21 protein-coding genes are annotated in these 26489 nt (G+C 47.7%); 3 read left to right on the forward strand and 18 right to left on the reverse strand.

The window, feature by feature from the left end; translation table 11 throughout:
• Positions 1 to 16: 16 nt before the first annotated feature.
• Positions 17 to 2365, reverse strand: coding sequence for an AraC family transcriptional regulator (locus tag J2736_RS07855; protein WP_310225044.1), 2349 nt, complete (start codon positions 2363 to 2365; stop codon positions 17 to 19).
• Positions 2366 to 2591: 226 nt separating this feature from the next.
• Positions 2592 to 5066 (reverse strand): glycoside hydrolase family 38 N-terminal domain-containing protein, encoded by a 2475-nt coding sequence (locus tag J2736_RS07860; RefSeq protein WP_310225046.1) that lies wholly within the window; start codon positions 5064 to 5066, stop codon positions 2592 to 2594.
• A gap of 170 nt (positions 5067 to 5236) precedes the next feature.
• Between J2736_RS07860 and J2736_RS07865 the strand changes: the two genes are divergently transcribed.
• On the forward strand, positions 5237 to 6139 hold the full coding sequence (locus J2736_RS07865; RefSeq protein WP_310225049.1) for an AraC family transcriptional regulator: 903 nt from the start codon (positions 5237 to 5239) through the stop codon (positions 6137 to 6139).
• Between the two features lie 106 nt (positions 6140 to 6245).
• Here the strand turns inward: J2736_RS07865 and J2736_RS07870 are convergent, their stop codons facing one another.
• The 6 genes from J2736_RS07870 to J2736_RS07895 all read right to left on the reverse strand — a co-directional run bounded on the left by J2736_RS07870 (position 6246) and on the right by J2736_RS07895 (position 12507).
• The gene (locus tag J2736_RS07870; RefSeq protein ID WP_310225050.1) at positions 6246 to 6770 is read right to left on the reverse strand and encodes a hypothetical protein; all 525 of its coding nucleotides are present in this window, start codon (positions 6768 to 6770) and stop codon (positions 6246 to 6248) included.
• A gap of 204 nt (positions 6771 to 6974) precedes the next feature.
• Complete coding sequence (locus J2736_RS07875) at positions 6975 to 8144, reverse strand: hypothetical protein (RefSeq protein WP_310225051.1); 1170 nt, start codon at positions 8142 to 8144, stop codon at positions 6975 to 6977.
• 259 nt (positions 8145 to 8403) lie between these two features.
• Positions 8404 to 8934, reverse strand: coding sequence for a group-specific protein (locus tag J2736_RS07880; RefSeq protein WP_310225053.1), 531 nt, complete (start codon positions 8932 to 8934; stop codon positions 8404 to 8406).
• Between the two features lie 228 nt (positions 8935 to 9162).
• Positions 9163 to 9414, reverse strand: coding sequence for a hypothetical protein (locus tag J2736_RS07885; RefSeq protein WP_310225055.1), 252 nt, complete (start codon positions 9412 to 9414; stop codon positions 9163 to 9165).
• A gap of 254 nt (positions 9415 to 9668) precedes the next feature.
• Positions 9669 to 10583 (reverse strand): DMT family transporter, encoded by a 915-nt coding sequence (locus tag J2736_RS07890; protein WP_310225056.1) that lies wholly within the window; start codon positions 10581 to 10583, stop codon positions 9669 to 9671.
• 37 nt (positions 10584 to 10620) lie between these two features.
• Entirely contained in the window at positions 10621 to 12507 is a 1887-nt protein-coding gene (locus J2736_RS07895) for an alpha-galactosidase (protein ID WP_310225057.1), read from the reverse strand.
• Positions 12508 to 12689: 182 nt separating this feature from the next.
• Here J2736_RS07895 and J2736_RS34275 point away from each other — a divergent pair, with 182 nt between their 5' ends.
• Positions 12690 to 12866, forward strand: a complete 177-nt coding sequence (locus J2736_RS34275) for a helix-turn-helix domain-containing protein (protein WP_397340189.1) — start codon at positions 12690 to 12692, stop codon at positions 12864 to 12866.
• Between the two features lie 94 nt (positions 12867 to 12960).
• Here the strand turns inward: J2736_RS34275 and J2736_RS07900 are convergent, their stop codons facing one another.
• Genes J2736_RS07900 through J2736_RS07925 form a run of 6 tightly spaced genes read right to left on the reverse strand, consistent with a single transcriptional unit; the run spans position 12961 to position 19466 of the window.
• The gene (locus tag J2736_RS07900) at positions 12961 to 14310 is read right to left on the reverse strand and encodes a DegT/DnrJ/EryC1/StrS family aminotransferase (RefSeq protein WP_310225058.1); all 1350 of its coding nucleotides are present in this window, start codon (positions 14308 to 14310) and stop codon (positions 12961 to 12963) included.
• A gap of 17 nt (positions 14311 to 14327) precedes the next feature.
• Positions 14328 to 15086 (reverse strand): meso-2,3-butanediol dehydrogenase, encoded by a 759-nt coding sequence (budC, locus tag J2736_RS07905; RefSeq protein ID WP_310225059.1) that lies wholly within the window; start codon positions 15084 to 15086, stop codon positions 14328 to 14330.
• Positions 15083 to 15466, reverse strand: coding sequence for a RidA family protein (locus tag J2736_RS07910; protein ID WP_310225060.1), 384 nt, complete (start codon positions 15464 to 15466; stop codon positions 15083 to 15085). Before J2736_RS07910 ends, budC begins: the two co-directional genes overlap by 4 nt.
• A 25-nt stretch (positions 15467 to 15491) precedes the next feature.
• Complete coding sequence (locus J2736_RS07915; protein ID WP_310225061.1) at positions 15492 to 16790, reverse strand: M20 family metallopeptidase; 1299 nt, start codon at positions 16788 to 16790, stop codon at positions 15492 to 15494.
• Positions 16787 to 17890, reverse strand: coding sequence for an alanine racemase (locus J2736_RS07920; RefSeq protein ID WP_310225062.1), 1104 nt, complete (start codon positions 17888 to 17890; stop codon positions 16787 to 16789). The genes J2736_RS07915 and J2736_RS07920 overlap by 4 nt, the downstream gene beginning before the upstream one ends.
• A gap of 34 nt (positions 17891 to 17924) precedes the next feature.
• The gene (locus J2736_RS07925) at positions 17925 to 19466 is read right to left on the reverse strand and encodes a gamma-glutamyltransferase family protein (RefSeq protein ID WP_310225269.1); all 1542 of its coding nucleotides are present in this window, start codon (positions 19464 to 19466) and stop codon (positions 17925 to 17927) included.
• 166 nt (positions 19467 to 19632) lie between these two features.
• Here J2736_RS07925 and J2736_RS07930 point away from each other — a divergent pair, with 166 nt between their 5' ends.
• Positions 19633 to 20418, forward strand: a complete 786-nt coding sequence (locus J2736_RS07930; RefSeq protein WP_310225064.1) for an IclR family transcriptional regulator — start codon at positions 19633 to 19635, stop codon at positions 20416 to 20418.
• On the opposite strand, the gene J2736_RS07935 is transcribed toward J2736_RS07930, so the two are convergent.
• The 4 genes from J2736_RS07935 to J2736_RS07950 form a co-directional block, all read right to left on the reverse strand.
• Positions 20415 to 21173: an SIS domain-containing protein gene (locus J2736_RS07935; protein WP_310225065.1), complete on the reverse strand. Its 759-nt coding sequence runs from the start codon at positions 21171 to 21173 to the stop codon at positions 20415 to 20417. The two genes, J2736_RS07930 and J2736_RS07935, sit on opposite strands and share 4 nt — an antisense overlap.
• A gap of 17 nt (positions 21174 to 21190) precedes the next feature.
• Positions 21191 to 22891, reverse strand: a complete 1701-nt coding sequence (locus J2736_RS07940; RefSeq protein WP_310225067.1) for a glycoside hydrolase family 3 protein — start codon at positions 22889 to 22891, stop codon at positions 21191 to 21193.
• Positions 22878 to 24191 carry a neutral/alkaline non-lysosomal ceramidase N-terminal domain-containing protein gene (locus tag J2736_RS07945; RefSeq protein WP_310225069.1) on the reverse strand — a complete coding sequence of 438 codons (1314 nt, stop codon included), beginning with the start codon at positions 24189 to 24191 and terminating at the stop codon, positions 22878 to 22880. Before J2736_RS07945 ends, J2736_RS07940 begins: the two co-directional genes overlap by 14 nt.
• A gap of 108 nt (positions 24192 to 24299) precedes the next feature.
• Positions 24300 to 26387, reverse strand: coding sequence for a right-handed parallel beta-helix repeat-containing protein (locus tag J2736_RS07950; protein ID WP_310225070.1), 2088 nt, complete (start codon positions 26385 to 26387; stop codon positions 24300 to 24302).
• Between the last annotated feature and the right edge of the window lie 102 nt (positions 26388 to 26489).

Raw genomic sequence — 26489 nt, forward strand, 5'->3', positions numbered from 1 at the left:
GGACCTTTCTTTTGTTCTACTGATTCAATTTCGTCATATTTCTGCGCAAGGCAAACTCCTTCGGTGTAACCTTGTATTTCTTTTTGAACATACTGAAGAAATACGTTTCATTCATGATTCCGACCTTTTCAACAATTTCATATACACTCAGGTTATCTTGGATAAGCAGCTCTGCCGCTTTGGCTAATCGAAACTCATTAATATAATCAGGAATCGATATCTGCATAGCTTCTTTATATATTTTGCTTAGATTTCTTGTGGAAATTTTCATGATTGAAGCGATCGAAGTCAAGCTTAAAGAAGGATCTCGGAAATGAATTTGAATGTATTCCGTAACCGCATCCACTAAGAAGTAGTTGAGTTTATTGGTATTTCCCTCATGATCTTTTTTGAACGAATCTTGCAGGGCACCTAAAATAATTCGATGGATATCGACAATCGTCTCTTTCTCTAAAATATTGCGGCTAATAGAAGAAATATGCAAAGATGGCGCTACCGTCACTTTCATTTCTTCGAGCGTATCTATGACGGCATCCACGAGCCTGATGATAGAGACTAACGCATTGTGATAGTTTAGCGTGCCCAACTCCTCAAATATATGTGCTAATACCCCCTCCATCGCGGTGATATCACTCGTTTTCATCGTTTCCAGAAACTGATCTTCCAGACTTTTGGGATGCCCTGTTTTTTTACTCTCCACATTTTTCCTAACCGTTTCATATGTCAGGACAGCTGAATGCCCTAATAATAAGCGATACATCGCTTGATCCAGCGCCTTATTATACAAACCGTGTAATTCCTGCATGTGAGTCGTCTTCTCACTGATCGATGCCGTGAAGGAAACTTTAAAGTATCGGGAAACGTTCTCCTGAGCTTCTTGAAGGAGAGGAACGATATGATGAGGGAACTGGTCATCTTCTTCTGGCATACTAACAATTAATACGACATGATCGTCTTTCATATCCAGTCCTTCGTTAGGGAACTTTTTGGCCATAATTTCAGTAGCAATATTGATCATAGCAAAGCGAATCGTATCTTTATCCTTGGCATGGAACGAACGCTGAAATTCCTTATAATTATCGATTTTCAATACACATATGGCATATGAACCTTCCAAGGATAATGAAATTCTCATTTCTTTAAAAATACTTTCTAATTCAGACCTGCCGATGGATAAACTCTCTGTGAGCAGCCTGCTTAACCAATAATGCTTCATAACATCTTTGAACTGCACCTTTTCCTTATCAAAATGATCAAGCATCTCCATAGATTGTCTGTAGACGGTGTTTAAATAAGAGATCTCATCGACGACCTCGTCTTTGTCCGATCTCCGGATCCGATCCAACATGATCGAATTCACCAGTTTCCCCACGGGCCCATATATTTTCCGTGAAATACCAATGGATATCACAATGGCCATGACAAGAAAAATGAGCGTGATGATGATAATACTATTTCTTAATCTATTGATATAGGTATAGATTTCAAGGATTGGCTGAGTTTTTAGCAGCGTCATCCCCGTGTTATCGACATTGGTGTACGTCACTAAATACTGCGTTCCGCCATGCTTGCTTTGAAAAAAACCATCTCGTTCTGCCTGTTGATGTTCAGTTTTATACCCCAAAAAGTCACTTTTCAGCCACTCCTTAATCATCGGGTCATTGGTTCCATCATCCAAGTAATTACTATTCTGATCCAAAATAAAAACATTATCGCCTTTTTTCTTATCAATCATATTAATTTGATTAATATTCTCTAGCAACCACTGCGGTTTAACGTTAATTACGACAACGCCGTCCGGCTTGGCTTCACTCGCTGTCGTTTCGTATATGAAATAGGAGAATACATACTCAGGCTCGGTTACCCCATTTACCAGTTTTTTGATATCACGGAATATCGGCTTTAACTTTGGCAGGGCTTGATTCGAATTAATAAAATCGTAGAGCATCTGATCTTTAAAAAACAAAGGAAAGCCCGAACTATAGGATTGATCCAAATTCCGATTATAAATGCCAATGGAATGAATATAAGGATTTGCTGAAGTGACAGAACTGACGACTCTCGACAAGTGGCTTGACACTGCAATCATATCTTCCTGCTTCGCATTCATGATAGCGTTTACATCGCTATTTAAGTAAAGAAACTTGGATAAATTGGAAATCGTTTGATCCATGAACGACATATTATACTTGACTTGATATAGTATTTTTTGATTGGCTGCATATTCATTTTTGACCAGGAGATTTTGTGAGTTGATATAAACAACAATGGAAAGAACAACAACAAGCAGCAGAATTGCCGCACTTATCCATAGCACCATTTTTATAAAGTAAGCTTTTGCTCCTAAAAGAGATTTGATTTTCATACATTTATGTACTCCTTTATACAAGCATATCTTCACCAAGTATACATCAATTTCTGGCGAAACAGCATATAATGTCATCTAAATGTAGTTGTTCTCTGCTCGAAAGTACACTGTAATCTAAGTCATTTCCTATAAATATGGTACTTTGCAATGCCCTCGTCACGCCTTACATACAAAAAGCCCTACGAGTTATCGTAAGGCTGCCTGCAGTTAAAATAAATTTCACTTACCCTTCCATGAGTTCACATTCGAGCAAAGTTCTCGTTTGCTTATCTAACTTATATGTCTTTAGTTCAAAACCATTGAAACCAATGGGCAGTTCGATGTCCATGCTCGGAATCTTAACCACAGTTGATCTCGCTAGCCCGGTTGGCTCAAAAAACCGTAAGATATATGAGTCTTTACTATTTTCGGCACGCTTAAATCCTGTCAGTTGGATCACATTATCTTCTAGTTGGATAGCAGCTGCAGGTAGGTGCCCCTCACCATGAGGGAAGAACGAAAGTGCATATGGCTTCTCATTCCTTTGCAGCGCCTCACGGTCAATATGTGCAAGTCTTTCCACCCTCGAACCTGCGTTCAACCAGAATCTAAAGATACGTTCACCCTGATCAATGCGTGGAGAGAAACGATCCGTTGGCATCAAAGGTCGCTCAAGAATGGGATGTGCCGTGTAAGCCGCCCCTCGCAATAACGAAGGTCTCATGACACCATTCGAACTGTCTGATCCATAAATACCATCATTTATTAATGTAACAGCGTCAGTCTCGGACATGAGTGCTGTCCATTTCTGTGCAACAACTTCTGTTCCATCCGTCGCAAGAGATTGCACGCCGTAGACTGTCTGCCCAACATAACGACTTTCTTCCAATACGGTTGGAATGGAGAGCTTCAGCATACTATCCTTCTCTTGCCAATATACACGCACATGAACCTCTATTTCCGTTCCTTGTTTGGGTAGTTTATACGTGATTACGACCGCAGAATGGTCATACATCAATAGGGATTCAATGACAGTACGTACTTCACCGTCTTCAATAACCCTAACTGAAGGGAGAATCCCTTCGGTAATACCCGAGAAGGCTGTACCCTCTTCCGGCAGCATGAGACGAAAAGCCCCTTTCACCTTCTCAAACCCATCCGTATCCATGCACCAAGGATCCCCATTATCGGCAATGACCAAGGGTTGGAATGCACCCTCTTTTAAATAAGCGATACCGCCTGCGACATACTGATCTATAAGTCCAGTTTGTGTATTAATGACCACATGTAAGTCATGCGATCGGAAATGAATATCACCATCTACAAGCTCTACCTGCGGTTTAGGCTTCGAAGGCAGCAACTCAATTCGGCAATCGAATCGGTTCATGGAAGATGGCGTTAATTGCGCTTCAAAGACCACCCTTTTGCGCCAATCCAAATTGATATTACTATGTTCCTTCTCAGCTTGAGATGGCAGGCGCACACCATCCTGAAAGACGACAGGCATCGAGAATTCATTTTTCCAATTCTGATCTGCAAGCATAAATTCACATTCAAAAACACCACGTACTGGATAAGGATGCGGGTTATAAACGAGAATTGGATACTCGCCTTCAGCTGCCACTCGTTGACCGCTCGATAATGCGAAGAAGGCTCGTGCTTTCAGCCTTGAGACAATTTCCAAACCATGATCAATCAAGCGAAGGGAAGCTTCTTCCGCGGGCTGTATAGAGGTTCCAGGTAAAATATCATGGAATTCAGCCAACATTAGATCATGTAACGCATCGTTCAACTCTTCTTTTGGATAGCGAAGGTAACCTTGAATACCAGCGGATGACAGCATTTTTTCTGTTTGATACAGCTCATTCTCAAGCTGACGATGCTTTTGCTTGATTCGAATCATGGAGGTGTAGCATCCAACAAAACGTGGATTCAGATCATCCCTATGGCGTGGCAGAGCATCTGCATTCTTTGCAAGATCCGCAAAATAAGCCTCTGGCGTTGAATGTAAGACCTCATCTTTTCCCTGCGTTGATTCAATTAAGGCGCCAATATGGTTTAGATCTAAACGAGAAGGCCCTCCACCGTGATTGCCGACACCCCAAAGCACAAGCTCAACATCCTGAGTTGTCTGCTTATTGATTCTCTCTTCCACCTTGATATGCGCTTGACCAAGCAGTGTGTTATATCCATCTTGTATTTGATGGGCAAGTACTTCAGAGCCATCGAAACCAACCCAAACGAACTCTTGTGCAGGGCCCGCTACTCTATCCTCAGGACGCATAAATAAATAGGAATCGAAACTAGCTTTTCGCATGATCTGTACAAGCCCCCTAGAGTGCCCGAAGGAGTCAAAATTGATCGCTGTAGTTGGCATTACACCAAATTTGTCTTTGAAATAAGTCTTTCCAAGCAAAATTTGTCTGACCATCGACTCCCCGGAAGGCATATTGCAATCCGGTTGTAAATACCATCCTCCCATGATGTGCCATTTACCGGCTTGAACAAGTCCCTGGATTTTAATGAACAGCGAAGGCTCGTACTCCTCGATCCATTTGTACAGCAAGGCTTCGTTATGGTTGAATATATACCCTTCATATTCATCACAAAATGCTGCCGCAGCCCGGAAGGTGGATACCGCAGCTGCAGCTCCTTCTTCCCACTCCCATTGCCATACAGGGTCCAAATGAGCGTTGCTTAACAAATGGAATTTTCGCAAAATAATCTCTCCTCTTTGGTCATGAATCGATATCATCTGCATCCATTTTCTCAAAATCTCACCTCTGCGTATATTCACTGAAATCACAAGTTTTTGAACAAAAATAACATGCCAAGAGGGCTGTGCTATACTAAGGGCATACATCTTAACTATTGATATAGGTGATCCTAATGAGTCCATTGATTCCGCAAGAAAGTCCATTAACCGACATCCCCCCTTATCAAACCATGCTTAGTGGAAACATCATGATCAATGATGCTGTCATTGAAATTATTGATCTTTTACTAGAAGTGCCTGCTGGTTTCGCTCAGTGTCCAGCACACCTACACACATGGTATGAGCTTAACTATGTGTTTAAGGGACACATGAAAACGAGTTTCGGGGGATCGATGTTGGATATTCACGCAGGTGAGTTTTTCCTCATCCCACCGGGTATGGAACACGCGCATGCCTATGAACCCGATGATCCGCATACAGGTGTATGCTTGAGGTGGAAGGTCGATCGTGGCACAACGATTAGCTCGGAGGGAACGTTTTCAACCTTCGAACAACTTACCGTCCTATCGAATTGGAAGCCTGGGGTCTACGCTGATGAGTTTGGGCTCGGTCAACTACTTGCGTCATCCTTTGAAAATGCCAAAAAGTATGGCCCCTCCGTTGCCACATTGTTGCAAGTCGTGCAAGTCATTTTCGCTATAACCGAGCAGTCAACGGAAAGAAAGGTCTGGATTGAAAGCGAATCCAGTTCTGATTATTCCTTGCTCCGCAAAGTTGACATTTATTTAAATGATGATCAAAGCTATGAGGTGGACGTTCATCGACTGGCTTCATCCCTGCATATGAGCTATGGTCACTTGGCTCGAAAATACAAGAAACTAAGCGGTCATACCATCAAGGACCGGATGAATCAAATTCGGTTAGAACGCTCGTTAGAATTACTGTGTAATACTGACCAACCTATACAAGAAATTGCATTCACAACAGGTCTTTCAAGCTTATCCTATTACAGTCGATTATTTAAAAAGACTTATGGGATAAGTCCGAAAGCGTATAGGAACAGGAGTAACGAATAGTGTAGGTTTAAAATAAATATTTTCCCAGCCCTCTAATTGAAGTTACCGAGCTCATTAATGAGAGTAGTAAATAAGATAATAATTGAATGAAAACAGGGAGTAACTGTCATGGCAGTTTGCTCCCTGTTTCGATTTCCCCCAACTTTCTTGAGCGCGCCATAAAATAGCCAATGACACCTATATTAATTCGATGAATATGTACTTCTCTCCTAATCTCGGGAAATAGTATCCACATTCTTGCAGTACCTCGTTTGGATACTGGAACATCTTTGTAAAGAACAATATTTCCAAAATCATCTTCAAATTCTGGATGGATAGCAAATATTCCCGTCTCTTTTATGTTATCTCCATCGTATGCAAAATCACAACGCAGCCCCTGAAACACATGATTTTTTCTTCCGCCTTCTTCTTCGGAATAAAACCGATACCTTATTCTAAAATCAGGAGGATGATTTCTGACTTTCTCATATGGAACCCAGACTTCCATAAAACCATTACCCTCCTCATGCATATTAATGCTTACAAATGTAATATGAAAAATGTGATGATTATACCTGCCTTTTTTTTCATTATTGAAGCCAGGATTAATCGCTAATCTCATAGGTAAATGTGAAAATTCATCTTTTCTCAAATCTTTTGGTTTTTATTGTGTTTCATCTTGAATAGTAACTCCTAATTTAAATTAATATGGGAATGCCTCTCTATTACAATCCATATCAGGTAAAACTTGAATCCAATTTGCAATTTTCCTGCAATCTGCTCATAACAGCTTCTCTTTCGGTTACTTTGACTACTAAAGCTGTGAATCGGAAAAATCCCTCTATTTCTGTATACGTTAAGACTTCACCCACACGTCTCCGTCAAAACCTTGGATTAAATACCAATCAGTACCGTTTGGAGCGACCCACTTGGCGATACATTGCACTTCTTGCGGAGCGTAGAACCCGCTGTCATGGGCTACAGTCATACTATCAGGCATTTTGTAGCTTGCCGTATCTGCTGTAATCTTCACGAATTCCTCGCTCGAAACGGTTCCAATCGGTCTTACTTTTAAGGCCCATTCAGGATTAACCCATATTGCGCCCGAAGAGGTCCTAACATGTAACCAACCGAGCCATTCTTCAAAAGCCTTTATCGTTCCTGGTTCAACCCACGAAGACTCCCCTTCGAAATCTGGATGTTCATATCCTTTTGCACCGGTTGGAAGCTCAACGTTTTTATCGATATTGCTTACGTTAGCTAGCGTAAGATGTCTGGGATAGATCCACCGAAATCCTTGATCGGTTTCTATTTTGTACCATATGACCGGACGGAAGCGGTAGGCCACCTCTCCCGTATCCCAAAGACTGATAACTTTGATCTTCTGCGGTTGAAGCAAAATCTTTACATTCTCCTGATAAGGTTGTTCGTAAAGCAATTCCTCTTCGGTCAGGGTCAAGGTAAGGTCAATCTTCTCTTCTTTGATAAGCTCTTTAAGTTTTGGTTTATACAGCCATTTCTCGCCAAGCCAGGTCTTAATTCGGTACCACCCAGGCTCGCACATTTGCGTACCGTTGCTTGACAGGTAACAGAATTCATTCAGTCCTGTCACTTGAATCGGTTGTGCCGCCAATTGTCCGTTTCCGAGGGAGTATATGCTATATGGGTAAGGGGTAGGGGCATCGAAGAAGGTTTCCGTTTTTAGTGTGCTCACACTTATGTCAACCTCGGAAAAACTGCCGTGCATGACCGATTCGTTGCCATAAATCCAGCAGTCCCCTAGCCATGTCTTGATTTTAAACCAGGAAGTGCCCTCCATATTATTTTCCAAAATGACCTCGACGGTCTGATTCGCTGATAGTTTACCTACAACGGCGCTGTTGACGGCTTGCTCGGTGTACAGCGTTTTCTCTTCTACCAGTGTTATGACTGATGCGGCATGAGCCTGTTGGGTCTGCATCCCTAATAAGACAAATATCCACAACCCGAAGCAAATCCAAATTACATTTGATTTCACTTTGTCCATAAGCAATCACTCCTCTGATAAATAGACGATTATTAATGGAAAAAGTTTCCTTTAATTATTCAATCTATCCCCTTACAAGGCAACAAAAACCTTGAACAACATGTGTATAGGCGAAGTAGCAATTCCAGTCTGATGTTATAGCCAATGTTGAGCGGATGAACAGAAACGAAAACAAGCGAAGGATCGGTTTCATCCCCGCGCTATCTTGTCCCAGTTATAGTAAATACTGAAGTATATTTATTATTAAGGTCTCGAAGATTTATATTTCTTGCTCGTTCCAATCAATGATTTCTGCATGCTCTACATCAACTTCTCCCTTGATAAAAACATGAGGAACAAAGTGATATAATCCAAAAAATTTATTCCCTGAGCTTATTTGAATTTTATAATAGTCAATTGTTTCTAGAGGTAACTGTTTAAGTTCTCTATATCCTTGGGCTTCTAACAGTTCAATTTCAGAATTGTCTACTTCATCATTTATTCCTTTGAATTTATCTTTACTGTATTTATATAAAGCAATAGATGCCTCACTGCTAATTGTTGAAAGTGGAATCTTATAAAAAAAACGATGAACACCAGGCTTTGCGCCTGCCTCAACTAAACCGTTGTAAACCAATTTTGGGTGTATTGGAAGGAAATGAATCACGTCATTCCACAAACAGTCTAGTTTAGGAATCCTTCTTTCAAGGAGCATTAATCTATTAGGTTTGTATTTGTCGATATACAGTTCGTGAAGTTCAGGATTTGTTTTCTTTATTTCGTTCAGAGTCTTTAGTTTAGTTCCAATCATTTGTTTTGGGACTGCATGATAAATGAACATAATCTTTACCACTCCGTTTCATTTCTCTTAAATTAGATTTAACTTCAAGAGATAAGAAGTTAAAAAATAAATCTTCTTTAAAAAAGTTAATTTTCCTTTTATGGTGTATAAATTCCTATTGATGTTTGTAGTATCAGTATCTGCTGTTTCTTCAAAAGAGGATTAGCAGCCGCATCAACTACAGTTACATTTGTCGTATCACGAAATAAGTATTTTTTCAAATAGAACCCATATCTTCCATAATGCCTCAAAATCGTGGACTAATATTTTTCGGTTATAGCGGGTTCCGTTACAGTTAATGGTGTGTTCCAAAGAGTCTGCCAAGTAAAAATATTCATCATCAAAACCAACGACTGGTACAAAATGCAAATACTTTTGAGAGAATGCCCTTAGGGGTAATCGTTCCATCATATAACTTTCTAGGGTATTCTTTATAGAGATTGTTGCCATCGGACTCCATTCCATAATGTCTCAGCAAGTATGCACTTGAAAATGGCACATTCATAATTATGCTGAATGTCCATCCTATTTGAGGATTGGATAACATAGTATTGAAATAAGAATAAACCCCATTGTGTCCCACCTCCTTAGCCATTGATGAGATATAGAGACTTTTACGCCATTCTCTCACCTTGAACATGACAAGGATACTCAAAAATGAAGATCCAACTCTACGATGTGGACTGTGAATTTTGTATCAACTGTTATAAAGTGATCTTCGTGGCTTCTTTGTGGCGTCTTCCAGATTTGTTAATCGGTCTAGCGGTAGTAACTGTCGCTACGATCAGTAGCAAGCCGCAGAGCAGCACGCGCATCGACGGCTTGTTGCCGAGCAGTGCATAATCGAGCACCGCCGTTACGGCGGGCTCCAAGCAGAACAATATCGAGACGGTGACCGGCGGCAACCGGCGTTGACCGTGTACTTGTAGCAGATTAGCCGCGAGGGAAACAAACACGACCATGTAGGCGATACCTGCGAGTGTCTCTGGTTGGGATATCAATGGCGATAACGCTTTTGCCTCATTGCTAATGCAAACATAGACAGCTGCCGCAGTGGCAAATAACAAAGTGCAGCCCGCGATGCCTAAAAAGGAAACTTGCGAAACCGTCGCTTGTTCCTTCGAAAGCAAACGATCGGTCAAGACGATCGAATTGGCATAACCAATCATGCCGACAAAGGCTAAGCCATCGCCAAAATTCATGCCTTCGTCCTGTCGTACAATCAATAGGACAATGGCAGTTATCGCAATCGCTATAGCCCATTTCTCTTGCCGAGTCGGCATACACCGATCATGCAACCAGCGTATCAGCGGCACGACGCCGATAATGAAGCTGTTGATGACCACGACGCGAGTCGGGGTCGTATACTGCACCGCGTAAATTGAAAAGAAGCCCAACACGAAGTTGCTCGATCCGAGTTGTACCACACCTATTCTCCAGATTCGGACAGGAATTGCCCGGAGTGATCGGTGGAAAAGAGCCAAGTAAACCAAAGATACGGCACAATACCGCCAAAATTGAAATAGCAACTGGGGATACTCCGTTGTTGTGGATTTCATAATAATGTAGGACAGCCCCCAGATCAATACCGCACCAAGCACGGCCAAATAACCAAACAATTCGTTGCCTCCTTGTTTCCCTTACTACTTGATCTAACTATACCTCGGATACCCACCAAGCCTTTGCAGTATGAGGTTCCATAATAATTTCTTCCGATTCCAAAACAGGGATTGGTTGCCTGCTCCAAAATTCTTCATGCGACCCTTTCAAGCCGGCATACGGCTCTGGCAGCTTCTTTGGCCTAAAATCATCGCTAAGATTGAATATCGCCAGCAGTTTGCGGCCATCCCCCTGTGCAACCACGATCGGTAGATCATCTCCATCGTATTCAAAAAGATTAATCGGCACTCCACGTTTGACAGGATCCTGAAGAACGATGGTAAGGAAAGCTAAACCTGCTTCATTTAGTTGGTTCAACGCGTCTCCAAGAACCATATCGCCGCCAGTCACATAGCAAGCAAGCAGCAGTGTCTGCGCTTCCGCCAGATTCATCTCTCGACCGGCATACCAATTGGCTCCCGATTGCCAAGGTTTTTTGGGTAGGCGCCGACTTAATTGAACGTCGTCCGTGGTGCGATCACACCTGAGGATAGCGAAATCAGGATCTGTATTTCCTATCGTCCCTTGCATCCACCAACGAGCTAGCATAGACCTTATATTTTGGCGGATGTGACTCCAATAATGGTGAATGTCTCCCGTCGTTCTATGGGAATCGGCAATACCGATGACTGCCTCATAAGGCGCGCCGCAAGCAAGTAGGTAGGTGTCCTCCCCTATCGAACTGCGTATTAGACAAAATAATTCTCGAAGCATGCCAGCATGTGTAATGTCGTCACGCGAGAAGCGGGAAGCGCCTAGTAGCATCTGAGTAAAATCGCATTTGAAGTAAGTAAAGCCTGCTTGCCGCAATTGGGTGAATACCTTGCCTATATGTTCCTTCACCTCAAGTTGGGTAATGTCGAGTTGAGCCATAGAACCATACCCAATACTTACGAAAAAGGGGTTGCCTGCTTCATCACCCACAAACCAATTTGGGTGCTCCCGATATAAAGAGGTACTTGCATTCACCATGAGTGGAGCCGTCCAAATCCCCGGTTCGAATCCATTCGCACGAATTGTTTCACAAAGCCACTTCAGCCCATCAGGAAATTTCCAACCAGCATCCCAAATCCCCCACTGGCATTGATAACCTTCGTCGATCACAATATAGCGAATGGCGTCTGCAAATTGTTCTTGTGCCGTACAAGAATTCTCGGTGATATCGTGTTGTGAAACAGCCCCAGCGTAATAATCCCAGGAATTCCAGCCGGTTACGCGTGGTTTGCTGAACAATGTTTGAGGAAGACGATTTCGAACGAGTTCCCCATATTGTTCTAATAAGTTAATCCCGTCCTTACCGTGAAGTTTAATCAGATGAGCTAGCACCACCTCTGAATTCACTTTAATCCGACGAGGTGAAGTTATTTGAATGCTTATTCCGAAAGCACCGTCTCTGTGCGCGCTTTCGTGACGTATTGGGAAGCTAACGAAGCAATCTTCAAATGGAGGCAAAGCCCCAAGCAGCAACGCATCACCAAGTTGCCTATGAGATATCACAGTTACCATGGACGAGGCTTCGGCAGGATTTGACCAATCATTAGGACGATGTACTGGACGTACACCTGCTATTTTTTCGAAACATTGGGAGTGATAGAGTTGAACATAGCTTCTGGCATCTAGGTACGGAGATTCATTCATTGGTTTCCATTCCAAGCTGATATAACGCAAGTGGATATCATGAACGCCAATATTATGAACGGAAATACTACGGACGACCTGATCTTGACTAAATGTGATAGAGATAGCCAAAACATCCCATCGCCATGTCTGTTTGCCATTGTCCACATCTTCCACAATAAGAGCATCGCCACATGTAAACGATTGATTGGCGCATTCGACTCGCAAAGAAACCCGATTAAATTGAAACTGATTAAGTAGTTGCATTTCCTTCCCCCCATTCATGTACTCATTCAACATAAACTGGAATACAAACAAAAGAAAAGTGCAAGATTTGCACTTTTCTCTATTATTAAACTGCTTGGTGTAAATGCTTACTGTCATATATCGGCTGTTCGTTAAAATATAAATTATTCAGCTCATTATTCAGCTGCTTTTGTTATTGTTACTTGCTATCGCATAAAGTTGAGCAACGGATTCACGCAGAATATCGCTATCTGGCCACAACGGATTGTTCTGTTGAACGAATCGCAGAGCTAGTAGGGTATCAAAGTGTGACGGCGTTTCAGGATCTTTTTAAAAAGGCGACAGGACACGCTCCAGGAAACTATCGAAAATTGCTTTAGCATTTATAATTTCAATGTTGGGAAATTTCACTGCCTGAAGCCAAACAAAAGAGCAGCTTTCGCGGCTCCTTTTCTTTGAAATTGGTACAACCTATTAATCTTTTTTCGAACTGTGATTAAAAAAGTGCCAGCCACCTAAAGTAGGCGGATTACCGGTGTCGACGGCTAGCAGCTCCTGGTGCTGCGCGATTACTTTGCGGAAAGCCAGCACATATTCATCAATTTGATCACGCCACTCGTGCTTGAACCATGGCAGCGCGAACAGCCGCGCCGAGATGGACTCAGTCACAGGCAGACTGCCCACGGGTTGACGCAAATCGCGATTGGCATGGGCTAAATTCGTCGGTTTGCCATGTCCATAGACATCAGCACTATGGAAAAAGGGATGCAGGTGTAGTGGCAAATTGCAGCCTGGACTTACACTTAATACACCTTCTGCGCGCAGGGCAGCACAAAAGCTGGTCACGGACAAACCGCCTAACGCCACCGGCTCGTAGCGTCCGCGGGCGGCATACCAGCCTCCGTTACGACTGCCGGAGCCTGCCTCCGGACGATGAGGTCTGATTCCGGGCAGCCCGCTCAGTCCTTCCCAGAAGTAAGACATCGCCCGCTCAATCTCGGCAATGCGCTCTTCATAATACTTCAGCTGCACACGACCGACGGCCGAACTTAGCTGATGCATCCGGTACTTGATCCCGCCAAGCGGAATCCCGATATACGGCTGGAGCTCCGGGGTTTCGATGTTCGATCCATACCGCTCGTAATGGCCGAAGGCAATTGCCCGCTCGTACACGGTTTGATCCCTCGTTACCATCATGCCGCCTTCACCGATTGCGAACGCTTTGCCGGTCATCATGGACATGGCGCCAACGTCCCCGATCGTGCCGAGCGGACGTCCTTTATAGAGGCCGCCTAGCGCATGGGAGACATCTTCAATCACCTTCACCCCGTGTTTAGCCGCTACTTGCAGAATTGGATCCATATCTGCCGGATGGCTTAAATAATGGACCACCACAATCGCTTTCGTGCGGCTCGTGATCCTCCGCTCGATATCCGCCGCATCGAGTCCCAGTGTAACGGGATCGATGTCAGCAAATACGACTGAAGCGCCGAGTGAGAACGCTGGCATCGCGGTCGCCCAATAGGTGAGTGCCGGAGCTATGACTTCGTCGCCGACACCGACTCCGCAGCCGAACATTGCTGCTTGCAGCGACGCGGTTCCATTATGAAAGCCCAACGCATACGGGACCCCGAGCCAATCGGCCATTTCCCGTTCGAACTGTTCAGTGACATCGGTACCTGACATCCCGCCACGCCGAAGCACATCCAGTACCGCCTCTTCATCTTCCGCCGTAATGATCGGCCAGCGAAACAACTCCTCGTTAGCCCCGTTAACCGCCTTGGGTCCGCCCAGAAGAGCAAGCTTTTCTTCAATCTTATTCATTTGTCCTCCCCCTCTCTCTAGAATGCGAGTTGCCCGCCGTCGACCACCAGGCACTCGCCGGTGACGAACGCTGCATCCTCCGAAGCAAGGAATGCGAATACGCCAGCGACATCGTTTGGTTTGCCCGTACGTCCAAGCGGGATTTTATCCCGAACGTATTGATCGACAAACTCCGTGTCGTCGATTGCTTCGGACATCGGTGTCTGGATGTAGCCCGGGCAAACCGCATTCACGCGGATGCCACTTGCGCCCAGCTCAATCGCCATCGTCTTCGTCAGCAAAACAACCCCGCCTTTGGACGCGTTATAATGCGCATACTTTGCCTCACCCACGAGACCATTCGTAGAGGCCATATTGAGGATGACGCCCTCCCGCTGACGAACCATGACTTTGGCTATCTCTTGTGCGACCCAGAACATGCCGTTCAAATTCACGTCGATGATTCGGCGCCAGTTCTCTGGGGTAATATCCAGAACGGACTCTTCCCAAGCTATCCCTGCATTGTTGACCAAAATATCAACTCGACCGAAGCGGCGCACGATCTGTTCCACGGCGTCGCGGACTTGCCCGTTATCAGACACATCTGCCGTAACCGCAAGAATGTCCGCTGCGACCGCCTCTAGCTCTTTTACTGTTTCGGTTAAATTGGACTCGTCGTTCGAGACCAAGGCCAATGCCGCACCTTCTCGGGCGAAACGCTCGGCAACCGCTCGGCCTATTCCTCTCCCTGCCCCCGTGACAAGAACGACTTTCCCTTCAAATCTGCGCATCGTCATCCCTTCCCTTCCGCAAGCTCGGCGACAACGTCAATCTCAACGAGAATGCCGTCTATCTGACCGCCGAAGCAAGTACGAGCTGGATATGGTGCAGAGAACACGCTTCGATACACAGCATTAAAGCGCTCGAAGTCGGCCATATCAGACAAAATCACGTTCACCTTCACGACATCGTCCAACGAACTGCCGGCCGCCTCCAGAATCAGACGCACGTTGTCCAGCGTCTTTTCCGCCTGTTCCTCGATTGACACGCCGATGATCCGGCCTTCCAGATCAAGCGGACCTTGGCCAGATACGTGCACATGACCTCTTGATATGATCGCCTGCGAATATGGTCCGTCTCCCTTGGAAGCGGTATCTGTCACAACTGGTTTTCTCATTGTAAAGAACCTCCTCTAAATTTCGTTAATCGTGCCTAGGTCCGCACCACTCCACGATGATGCGCGCGTAAATCTCCGTCAGTCGGTAAAGGGATTCTAAGTCGACAAACTCATCCGCCGCATGCGCATTGGCACCGCTTGGGCCAATTATGAGAGCTGGTGTTAAGCTATGCAGGTTGAACATGAAAGAGTCGCAGGCAAAGGGTGCACCCCGTACAATCGGGGGTGCGTTCATAACCCCTTGCATATGCCGAATGGCGGTTTCAAGTATAGGCGAATCTGACGGCAGCGCCGAGCCCGGCAGAAATCGGATGAGCTTCGCAAATTCAGGAATCGCTACCGTATCGCCGAACATTTCCTGGTAGCCGATCACCAACTCGCGTAGTAGTTCCTCCTCGGTCACGCCCGGGTAACACTCGACCCAGATGTCAAGAAGACTAACTTCGGGACCCACATCGCACAGCGCAGCACTTAAGTCGCCAGCCTCGAAACGGGTGGGGATGATCGGCAGCGACGCCGGCTCCACGTACCACGGTGAAGGACCGGGCATCCTGCTACGTTCGCGTTCATGCCGCTCTAGGAAAACGAGAAACCGCCCGGCATCGAAAAGCGGGTTATGAATCTCTTCCCCGTTGAACGCAAGCCCGGTATTCCCGCGGAACGTCAACCGCCACAAAGCTCCGCCACGCGCAGCTGGACAGACAACTAGATTCGTCGGCTCTGGCACGATAGCTGCATCGGCATGAATCCCCTTTAAACGACCAGCTAGTGTACCGTTCGATCCGCCGAACTCCTCGTCGACGACCGATTCTACAATGACATCGCCAGCAAGCGGCACGCCGAGCTCCCTTATGCAGCGTAAAGCCATCATGGAAGCCGCCAAGCCCCCCTTCATGTCGTATGAGCCAAGCCCGTACAGGCGGCCCTCGCGTACATAAGGCTCCCACGGGGAACTAGTCCATCCAGGTGCAACGACCGCTGTATCAATGTGGCTCGAGAACAGAAGCGAACGGCCGCCACCCGTCCCTCGGTGTCTGCCGTGCACATTCGGTCTGTGCCGATAATCCTTGCCGGGGTAATACGCGGGATGTTCCCGAAAGCCTGCAACATCCTCCGGCGAATAAAGCTCCGTCTCTAGTCCCCATTGCCTCATCACATCTTGCAGCAACAACTGGCTTTCCCGCTCGGTCCCATCGACAATCTGATTTACTGTCGATTGGCGAATCAGGGAGGATGTCAGCTCGATCAGGGCATCTTTGTTCAAAGACACCCATTCAGCGATGCGCACATCCAACCCGGGTAAGTTGATTTCGGACAATGTCATTGAAATTTCCCCCTCGCCGCAACGTTCCAGATGGCTTCGACCTCACTGCCTCGCACGGCGGCTACTCGATCTGTCATGTTGATTACCCCGCAGCAATGGACGGGGATGAAAGCCAGTCGATCACCAATGCGCAATCCTCGCGCGGCTTCGTCAAGACGCAGCATGCCGTGCTCCTCCGTCATCCATTCGAGCGTCACGTCCGGATGACCTATTGCATAACCACGTCCCGTCCCGATTGGCGAGTCTTCCCCGTCGCTCGAGAACAGCTTCGTTCCGGCGTCAACGACCGCACGGTCTGGCGCAGGCCGGCTGATAATCGTGGTATATACAGTAAGTGCGCAACGGTCTAGCTCATGGGCGCCGAGTTTCACTTGCATCAGATCGCCGAACACGTACGTACCCGGCCGAAGCTCTGTGACGCCTGGCAAGCCGGCGACGAAACGACTGGAAGGCGTCGAGCCCGCGCTTACAATCTCCATGCGGTACCCGTCCGCCTCCAGCATAGCAGCAAGTCTTTCGACGGTTCCCGCCTCAATCGTTGCAATCCGGCGTCGTTCCTCGTCGCTTTCCGTATCATAAGACTGGCCAGCGAACGTGAGAAGCCCTTTCAGCTCAAGCGACGACTCCTCCGTGATACGGGCTGCCAGCGCCCGCAAGAATTCTGCTTCCGGTTTAACACCTACACGCCTGAAGCCGCTGTCCACTTCAATCAGGACCGCCACTCGGCATCCGGCAAGTCGACCGGCTTCTGCAGCTGCAGCAATGCCTTCCTCGCTTTCCACCGCAAGGGTAATCGCCGCTCGCGGCAGCAGTGCGGCCAGCCGCTCGATCTTTCGACGACCGATAATCGGATAGGCGATCAGGATGTCGCGAACGCCACCGTCCGCCATCACCTCGGCTTCTCCAAGCTTAGCGACGGTGACGCCCACTGCCCCAGCTTCGATCTGCAGGGTGGCGACTTCGGTCATCTTGTGTGTTTTGGCATGTGGCCGCAGCCTTACCCTGCCCAAGTCTGCGATCTGTTGCATATCGCGGATATTTGCGCCCATGCGTTCTAGATCAATCAAGACGAACGGAGTGTCTAGTTCCTTGATTTGCATGATGTAGGCCTCCTGAATGAAAAATTGTTAGCATTCACCAAGCGGCAATGTGACCGTCCGTCCGAGGCTCAGTACCTCCGACCAACGTGCCATTATCCAAACGCCAGATGATCTGTCCCCTGCCAAAACTTCCAGAGCTTGAGGACCACCTTATATCGTGGCCCATTCTGGCCAGCTTCTCCACGATGCTGCGAGGAGTTGTCAGTTCAAACTCTACGGTTTTCCCTTCTAACCATTGCCAACGTGGTGCGTCTAACGCCACCTGAGGATGATGATGGAAATCGATGGTATTCATCAGGACCTGCAGATGACCTTGCGGCTGCATCGCGCCGCCCATTACGCCGAATGGTCCTACTGCACGGCCATTTTTGCTGAGAAAACCGGGGATGATGGTGTGATATGGCTTCTTGCCTGGTTCAAGACAGTTGCTATGGTTCTTCTCCAGCGTAAAGCCGTACCCCCGGTTATGCAGGGCAATTCCTGTACCTGGAACAACAAGGCCAGAACCAAATCCCATGTAATTGCTTTGAATGAAGGAAACCATATTTCCGTCCCGATCCGCCGTGCATAGATAAACGGTTCCGCCTTTCGACGGTCTACCAGGCGCTGGTTGCAGTGCTGACGATCCGATAAGGCGACGGCGCTCGCTCGCATACGCATCCGAAAGTAGCTCCTCTGGCCGCAAGGACATGGTCCGCGGATCAGATATGTACGCCCTTCCGTCCGCATAAGCAAGCTTCATTGCTTCTATCTGTTTATGGTAGGTGTCGACACTATCGCGTTGCGTGAATTCGAATCCTTTGAGCATATTGAGCGCCATCAATGTCACCAACCCGCTCCCATTCGGCGGAAGCTCCCATACGTCATACCCGCGATAGTTCACGCTAATCGGCTCGACCCATTCCGGCTTGTAACCCGCCAAGTCTTCTATGCGTAAATACCCATCGTACTGCTTGGAAAAAAGGTCGATCTTTTCCGCCAATTCACCGCGATAGAAAGCTTCGGCGTTCGTATCCGCGATGAGTCTAAGCGTCTTGGCATGATCCCGCGAAGACCAGATGTCTCCGATTCCCGGCACGTTGCCTTTCGGTGCAAATGTATCAAACAAGGATTGAAATTCAGGTCCTTGCAACCGTTCGCGAAAATAGTGAATCGCGCCTTGCCAGGAGCTCCCTAGAACAGGCGATAGCGGAAATCCCTCTTCCGCGTAGCGAATGGCGGGCTGCATCACTTCCGCTAAGGGGAGCTTTCCGAATGCGGCAGCCAATTCCGCCCATGCAGCAGGAGCGCCCGGAACGGTAACCGGGCTGAATCCATACATCGGCATGCGATCGTGCCCCGCTCCCCTTAGCGAATCAATGGATATAAGCTGGGGAGCGGGCCCGCTGGCATTCAGACCGTGGAGCTTCCCTTGATACCAGACCAAGGCGAACGCATCTCCTCCAATTCCGTTGGAGGTCGGCTCCACAACGGTCAGAGCCGCCGCTGCGGCAATCGCTGCATCAACAGCGTTTCCACCCTTTTTTAACATATCAAGACCTGCTTGGGCCGCAAGCGGCTGCGAAGTCGCAACCATCCCGTTTCCAGCATAAATGGCGGAACGACGTGACGGGTACGGCTCATTCAACGCATCGAAATCCAACGTCAACCTCTCCTTTACGGCAGGGTTATTGTAAGAAAGTAGCATTCAGGTTTATAATTGGAATGAATTTATTCAAAATTACAAAAGGACGATTGATAGGATGAAAAGGAAATACACAGTCCCGGCGCTCGAGAAAGGTCTTGCGATCATCGAGATGCTTGCCCGTTCATCGGTCCCGCTCGGCGTTACCGATATTTACGAGATCAACAAGATTCCGAAATCAACGATTTTTATGATTCTCACGACGCTAGAAGACTTAAAGTATGTGCAAAAGACCAATGATGGCAAATATAGACTTACACTCCGACTATACAACTTCGGCATGGAAATGCTGTCCAGACTGGATATACGCAGTATCGCGCGCCCCTATATGGAGAAGCTCGCCACCGAGCTCCGCTTTACAGTGCATCTAGCCATGTTGGAGAATGGCAAAGCCAGCTACATCGAAAAGGTCAAAGGTCCCGGTTTCGTGCAATTCTCAACCGAAGTGGGCCAATCATTTCACCTGCATAACTCCGGCGTGGGCAAAGCGCTTGCCGCATATGTTCCGGAGGATTCGCTTGAACAATATGTGGAGATGCACGGCTTGCCTGCTATGACCGAACATACAATCACGAACCTCGACACGTTCCGCAAATTCCTCGTAAACGTCCGAGAAGTCGGCTATGCGATCGAGGACGAGGAAGGTGAAGTCGGGATACGCTGCTTGGCGGCACCCATTTTTGATCATTTGGGCCAAATTTATGCCGCCATCAGCATAACTGCATTGCGAAGCGAATTACCCAGCATGACTTATCACGAAGTCGGGATGAAGGTCCGGGATGCCGCGCTGCGGATTTCCGAACAGTTGGGTTATGAAGGCGAAGGACAAGCTCCTACTAATTAAAGCTTTTTGATCCGGCCTTTAAAACGGTCGATAAACTGCTTATTCCACTCATCGCCGCCGGTTGCGTTGCCACTCATCCAAATCGGCGGTTGAACACCGTCCGCTGCAATCAAATGAACGGTCTCCGCAACCAACGCATTGAGTAGAAACGCGTTGGCGAACGTCGACATGGCGCCCACTCGCTGCTCTAAGCCGTCAATTTCCAATACGGCGTCGCCTACGCCAACTTTACAATCCAGCACGATGTCGACGAGGTCATGCAGATTCTGCTTCGATGGATGGCGTGCGGGATGTTCCGCAGGCGTTTGACTCGCATGTCCAACCGAGGTGACGCCAATCGTCGTGACGCCTCTTTTTCTTGCTTCAAGCGCTGAATCGATCACAGCCGAATTAATACCGTAGGCGTTAATAATGATCAGTAGATCTCCTGCCTGCAGGTTATAGTCTTCGAGCACGATACGACCATAGCCCGGCGTACGTTCGACCGCCATGGACCGAAGTGCACCTCCGCTCAGCAGCGTGCCTTCGTCGAGGATTGCGCTGACGTGCATCAGGCCACCAGCACGGAAAAATATTTCCTGTGAGCCCAGGTTAGAGTGTCCCCCTGGACCGTAAGCGTATACGATTTTATCCTGTTTGACGTGATTCGCGACCAAACGGGCGGCCTTCAGAACCGCCTCTTTCTCTTCTTCATGCAGCCGTGACAGATGCTCCGTCACAAGCGCCAAATAGCGGGTCATCGGAGACAAACTCATGCGATAGCTCCCCTTTCTCACAATCCGTAGCCAAATGGATATTGCTCATTCACCGTTACCGGCAGCTTTCCTACCGCCTGAAGCCGGCCATACAAAACCTTAAGTGCAGCATCGATTGAATATTCACAGTCGCCGTATGTGCAAATGCAATTGCCCGGCGGCGTCATTTTCCGCAAAATATAGGGACTTCCAAATATGAGCAGCGCCGCCTCAGCTGCATGGCGCTTGATCAATTCGATTAAGGCAAGCTGGGAGTCCGGTACCGTACCGCTTCCTTCTTTGTAGGACAACACGCGGACGAATGTCGCATAGACGACATCCTCGTAGGCTCGTGCTTCAAGCGCTTGCTGTACGTTGGCGAAGTCCTCCACTGTCGGCTGCTCTTGAATAAGCAGCATGTCGAAATCACTTGCATAATCCCTCATTCGCTCCCGAAGGTAAGTCGTTTTGCCTTTGACAACGTACCCGAGATCCTCTGCCTCTAATCCTTCTTCTTCGCCGATTGTCGCAATGACCAGTGTCGATTTCCCGGAAAACGGCAATGTGGCTGCCTCCAACACGGTAACGGATTTGTCAGCGATTTCCGCTGAAACGGCGGCGTGCATCGGGGAGCTGACGACGAGCGACGCTTCTTCTGCCGAGATCGGGCGATGCTCCAGCAACTGGAGCTTTTCTTTGATCTCTAAGATGCGTTTAACGGACGAATCGATCTGTTCCATCTCAATTTCGCCGGACTCTACCGCATCATAAAGCGCTTGAAACGTGATTTCAGGATCCGTCTCATAGTCTTGCAAAATGATATCATGGCCGGCTTTCACCGCTAGCACAGCTGCCCGCTCGATCCCGTACTCCACCTTGATGCCGCGCATGGTCAAGCTGTCGGAGATGAGCAGCCCCTCGAACCCGAGCTCGTCTCGCAGCAGGTCAGTCATGATTGCCCTCGACAGCGTAGCGGGTACGCGCTCTTCTTCAGCACCAAGCAGCGCCGGGTACAAAATGTGTGCGGTCATGATGCCGAGCAGTCCTTCGGCAATCAACTCCCGATATGGTGCCAGCTCCAGCTCCATCAGGGATGCCTTATCTCGTGTTACAACGGGCATCGCTACATGGGAATCGACCTCCGTATCCCCATGCCCAGGAAAATGCTTGGCTGTCGGAACGACTCCCTCCTCTTGCATGCCTCTGACCACTTCCGCGGCCAGCAAAGAGACGAGCTCCGTACGGTCGCTGATTGCCCGCGTATTGATAATTGGGTTGTCGGGATTAGAGTTGACGTCAACCGTCGGATTGCTCACGACACCGAAGCCGATGGCACGGGCCTCTCTAGCAATGCAGCGCCCCATTTGATAGGCCAGCTCTTTAGAGCGGGTTGCGCCGAGCGCCATCAACGTCGGAAACGGCGTCCCAAAGTTGAACGTGTCGGCAAGGCCGTGCTCTGCATCCAAATAAAAGAGAATGGGTGCGGTGGCTTGCGCATGGCACTCATTAACCCACGAGATGATATCTTCCAGCTCGCGCGATCCCTTGGTCGTCAGCATGACGGCCCCCACGCCGCCTAATCGGCCTTCCGCGTTCATTTGTTTCGCTTTTTGCGCGTAGTCATGTCCTCTAACCACGATCATCTGCGCGATCTTTTGATCCAGCGTCAGACGCTTTAACCATTTCTCGGCATTGGTTTCCACCTGCATCTTATATCCATCCCCTCTATTTTGCCGCATCCGCCAGACGAAGTGCTGAATCGGCCTTTGCAATTTGTCCCACGATGATATCTTCGATTTCAGGTAAAAAGATGCCGCTGAACGTACCGCCGATATGGTTGTAGTCCACCTCATAGCCGCCTTCGCTAATCATTTTACGAGTAGGGACATAGAAGGTAACGCCGTTCGAATAACCGAGAACGATCGTTTTTCCGCCAGGGAACATTTTCTTGAGCATGAGCGAGTACTCGGTCGAGATTTCCCCTTCCATCGCAATGAGGCGCGTCTCCTCGTCCAGTTGCCAGACACTGATATAGATTGACGTCCGATCCTTCGTGAGTCCTTCCTTCATAAACTCGATTTTGCGCTTCGCCCCTCTACGGCGAACTTCGCCAATTGCGGGATTGTTCACGATGCTTTCGAAAAATTCAATGGGCGTATGTTCCATAATTAGGTTGGCTTCAACCAAAATCGTCTTGAAGGCGCCTTCGACTGGGCTGAACGATTGCTCCTCCAGCACGCGAATGATGTCTCTGGCTAAATCGACGCCTGCCTCTTCCATCTGCTCAAAGTTGCAGCTGATAAAATCGTCGTCAACCGCACATTTCAGCGGCTTAATTTCAGCGGCGCAGCCTTGCAGGAACACGGCAGTTACACCCGGATAGGTTTCTTCGAGGTAGCTGCTCGTTTTTCCCGGAAAATCATTGGAAATTAAATAATTGTCCGAGCTCATTGAGGTTGGATGACAGCCGTAGCTGTACAGAATGCCCTTGAGTTCATTCGATTGATCTACCAACTTCAGCACGAAAAGATCATGATCAATCTCCACATCGTAGGCTGGCTTCCACAGGACGCCTCTCTCTGTCAGTTTTCGGCGGCTGACACCAAATTTGGAGGTTCCGCATGCGAGCTGAAGTTGACCTTCTTCCGAATTGGAGTAACATTCGTTCACAAGACCCACAATCGTATCGCGAATAAATCCGTAATCAATCGCGCTGCGGTATACCACACTATTCGTGCTGGCATTTCCTTCCCCTCTTGCAGCAACGGCGTGGTGTGTATGAGAGAAATTGATAAGTACTTCGTCATGCTTCAAATCGAACGTTTGTTCTAGTTCACTCTTAATCCCATCGATGAAGCTGCGATCGCCCCCCGACAAATCCAAGGTAAGGATAAGAAGCGATTTGTTTGCCTGCAGGAGCACAGCCTTTGCATAAACAGGATCGTGGATCCCCTCGCTTTCGTGCGTCCGGTCTCCAAAGCCAGACATAAATACAGGTGATTGCGGCGTAATATCCGCCTTGGACATGCCAAACTTCATACGTATCCACCCTTTACATAAGTTTTATATAGGAAACAAAAGGAGACAGCGCAAGGATAATGCCCTGCCCCTTCTGAATCTAACACCGTGAATGAATAACCCATTGCGTTACAGCGATTGCGAGATTGAGGCGTTATCGCCAATTGCCGAAGTAGTTGAACCAGGGTATGAAATCTTATACGACTTGGCCCCACCATGGAACGTCGTATCATAAGCGCCAGTGAACGGAGTAACAGATTCGCTGTAGGTCCAACCTGTCGTCCCCTCGAAGTCCGCGTTTGTGATCGTCTTTCCACTCACTGCAACGTCGTCAACGTACAGGGAAACCGGGTAGTTCGTGACGCCCTTCTTGCTGATCAGCCTAAACTGCAGCGTGAAACTCGAACTTGCCGGGTTGATCGTGATGGAGTGCGACTGCCACGCCGTCCCGTCCGCCGTCACGTCGCTCTCCCATACGACTACACCGTCCACAAGCGCCTGTTTATACCAGTAAGTTGAGGTCGTACCCGCTTCACTATCCTTCTCCCAGAACGTCAGCGTCCGAGTGTTGGTCGACACCGACTGCGAGATCGAGGCGCTATCGTTTGCCGAAGAAGCGGTTGAACCTGGATAGGAAATTTTATAAGACTTAGCTCCGCCATGGAAAGTTGTATCGTAAGCACCGGTGAACGGAGGAACGGATTCGCTGTAGGTCCAGCCCGTCGTTCCCTCGAAGTCAGCGTTCGTGATCGTTGCTCCGCTCACCGAAACATCGTCGACGTACAATGAAATCGGGTAATTAGAGACAGCCTTCTTGCTGATTAGTCTAAACTGCAGCGTAAAAGTCGGATTGGACGGATTAATCGTGACGGTATGCGATTGCCACGCTGTCCCGTCTGCCGTTACATCGCTTTCCCATACGACAACACCGTCCACCAGCGCTTGTTTAAACCAGTAAGTCGAAGTGGAACCTGCTTCGCTGTCCTTTTCCCAGAACGTCAGTGATGTGCTGCCCGTTGCACCGTATTCATAGGCCCCCATGTCTGGTGATGAGTCACGGTTATTCCCATCAAAATCGACGGTAGGTGCATTTGTCGTGCCTCCCGCATTTTTAGCTGGAGAGGTGGACGTAATCTTGAAATCATGGCCCACACTGTTCACAAACAATGGATTTGACCCCGTAATATTGTGGGTACCGTGCGTCATGGTCGTTGGGTACCAATAATAAGTGGTACCGTTGATCAGATTGTAATCGTAAGTGTTGCTTGATCCCACTGTCCCAGATAAGTCAATGCCATAAGTGGTGCCGGCATTACTGTTCTGAATGATATTATTGGAAACGTAGACGTTATCAGCTGAACAACCCCAACTTTCTACCGTACAGGCTTTGTATCCGCCGGCAGTACCATTGGTTGCACCTACGACGATGCCGAATTTATGGTCGACAACGGTGTTATTCACAATGGTAACTTGGTGGGCGTCATGCCAAAGGTGAATGCCTGCTCCGCCAGGATTGTTATAAACAACGTTGTTCGTTACAGTCGCTCTTGTGCTGATATAAATACTTTGGACATAACCGCAAGTGCCGTCACCGATGTCGTGAACGCGATTAGCCGTAACTACCGTACCTACCATGAAGCTAGTTGTAGTGGTATTGTAGTCGGTGATGTTAATGCCAGCGCCTCCGCCACTATCACAAAACGATTGCATGATATTGTGGACATCATTATTTTTAATCGTGACGTACGAACCTTGATTTAACAGGCCGTTTCTTGCTTTCGCGCCAGTGCCGTCAATTTCGAATCCATTGATGACGACATTGTTTCCCCAGTTCTCCCAAATGTTAAATTCTTTGGTGACGTCCGTCGGTACAATGGTCGCTTGGTAGAGTCCATCGATGGACACATAGGTGATATTGTCTTTCGTTGTTTTAAAGCCTGCTGATGATGTACCCACTGAATACGTCCCCGCTTTGACTTTAATGGTGTCGCCTGAAGTCGCAACGGAATACGCTTTACCGATCGTTGCGTATGGATGTGCTTGCGAACCGTCGCCCGGTGACGAATCATTGCCTGTTGGCGCTACCCAAATGTCCCCTGCAGCAAGTGCTTTTGGCGGCACCAACATAAACAAGCTAAGTATCATCATCAAGCACAAGACGATGGCCACTACTTTTCCAAACCCTAATTTCCTTCCAACATACCCATTGATCACCATACATTTTCCTCCTTCAGGTTTAAAAACATCCTTTCCCCGCCTATTCATGGATGTCCGGCTGCCTGCAGCGACCTGTTGATCGGACTAACTCGTTACATGATC

The organism is Paenibacillus qinlingensis (genome assembly GCF_031455095.1).
Lineage (GTDB): Bacteria > Bacillota > Bacilli > Paenibacillales > NBRC-103111 > Paenibacillus_E > Paenibacillus_E qinlingensis_A.

Excerpts from the sequence above, each read along its gene's own strand:
- J2736_RS07855 (WP_310225044.1), bottom strand. The coding sequence starts at position 2,365 with ATGAAAATCAAATCTCTTTTAGGAGCAAAAGCTTACTTTATAAAAATG.
- J2736_RS07865 (WP_310225049.1), top strand. The coding sequence starts at position 5,237 with ATGAGTCCATTGATTCCGCAAGAAAGTCCATTAACCGACATCCCCCCT.
- J2736_RS07875 (WP_310225051.1), bottom strand. The coding sequence starts at position 8,144 with ATGGACAAAGTGAAATCAAATGTAATTTGGATTTGCTTCGGGTTGTGG.
- J2736_RS07880 (WP_310225053.1), bottom strand. The coding sequence starts at position 8,934 with ATGATTGGAACTAAACTAAAGACTCTGAACGAAATAAAGAAAACAAAT.
- J2736_RS07885 (WP_310225055.1), bottom strand. The coding sequence starts at position 9,414 with ATGGCAACAATCTCTATAAAGAATACCCTAGAAAGTTATATGATGGAA.
- J2736_RS07895 (WP_310225057.1), bottom strand. The coding sequence starts at position 12,507 with ATGCAACTACTTAATCAGTTTCAATTTAATCGGGTTTCTTTGCGAGTC.
- J2736_RS07900 (WP_310225058.1), bottom strand. The coding sequence starts at position 14,310 with ATGAATAAGATTGAAGAAAAGCTTGCTCTTCTGGGCGGACCCAAGGCG.
- budC (WP_310225059.1), bottom strand. The coding sequence starts at position 15,086 with ATGACGATGCGCAGATTTGAAGGGAAAGTCGTTCTTGTCACGGGGGCA.
- J2736_RS07910 (WP_310225060.1), bottom strand. The coding sequence starts at position 15,466 with ATGAGAAAACCAGTTGTGACAGATACCGCTTCCAAGGGAGACGGACCA.
- J2736_RS07915 (WP_310225061.1), bottom strand. The coding sequence starts at position 16,790 with ATGACATTGTCCGAAATCAACTTACCCGGGTTGGATGTGCGCATCGCT.
- J2736_RS07920 (WP_310225062.1), bottom strand. The coding sequence starts at position 17,890 with ATGCAAATCAAGGAACTAGACACTCCGTTCGTCTTGATTGATCTAGAA.
- J2736_RS07925 (WP_310225269.1), bottom strand. The coding sequence starts at position 19,466 with ATGGTTGCGACTTCGCAGCCGCTTGCGGCCCAAGCAGGTCTTGATATG.
- J2736_RS07930 (WP_310225064.1), top strand. The coding sequence starts at position 19,633 with ATGAAAAGGAAATACACAGTCCCGGCGCTCGAGAAAGGTCTTGCGATC.
- J2736_RS07935 (WP_310225065.1), bottom strand. The coding sequence starts at position 21,173 with ATGAGTTTGTCTCCGATGACCCGCTATTTGGCGCTTGTGACGGAGCAT.
- J2736_RS07940 (WP_310225067.1), bottom strand. The coding sequence starts at position 22,891 with ATGCGGCAAAATAGAGGGGATGGATATAAGATGCAGGTGGAAACCAAT.
- J2736_RS07945 (WP_310225069.1), bottom strand. The coding sequence starts at position 24,191 with ATGAAGTTTGGCATGTCCAAGGCGGATATTACGCCGCAATCACCTGTA.
- J2736_RS07950 (WP_310225070.1), bottom strand. The coding sequence starts at position 26,387 with ATGGTGATCAATGGGTATGTTGGAAGGAAATTAGGGTTTGGAAAAGTA.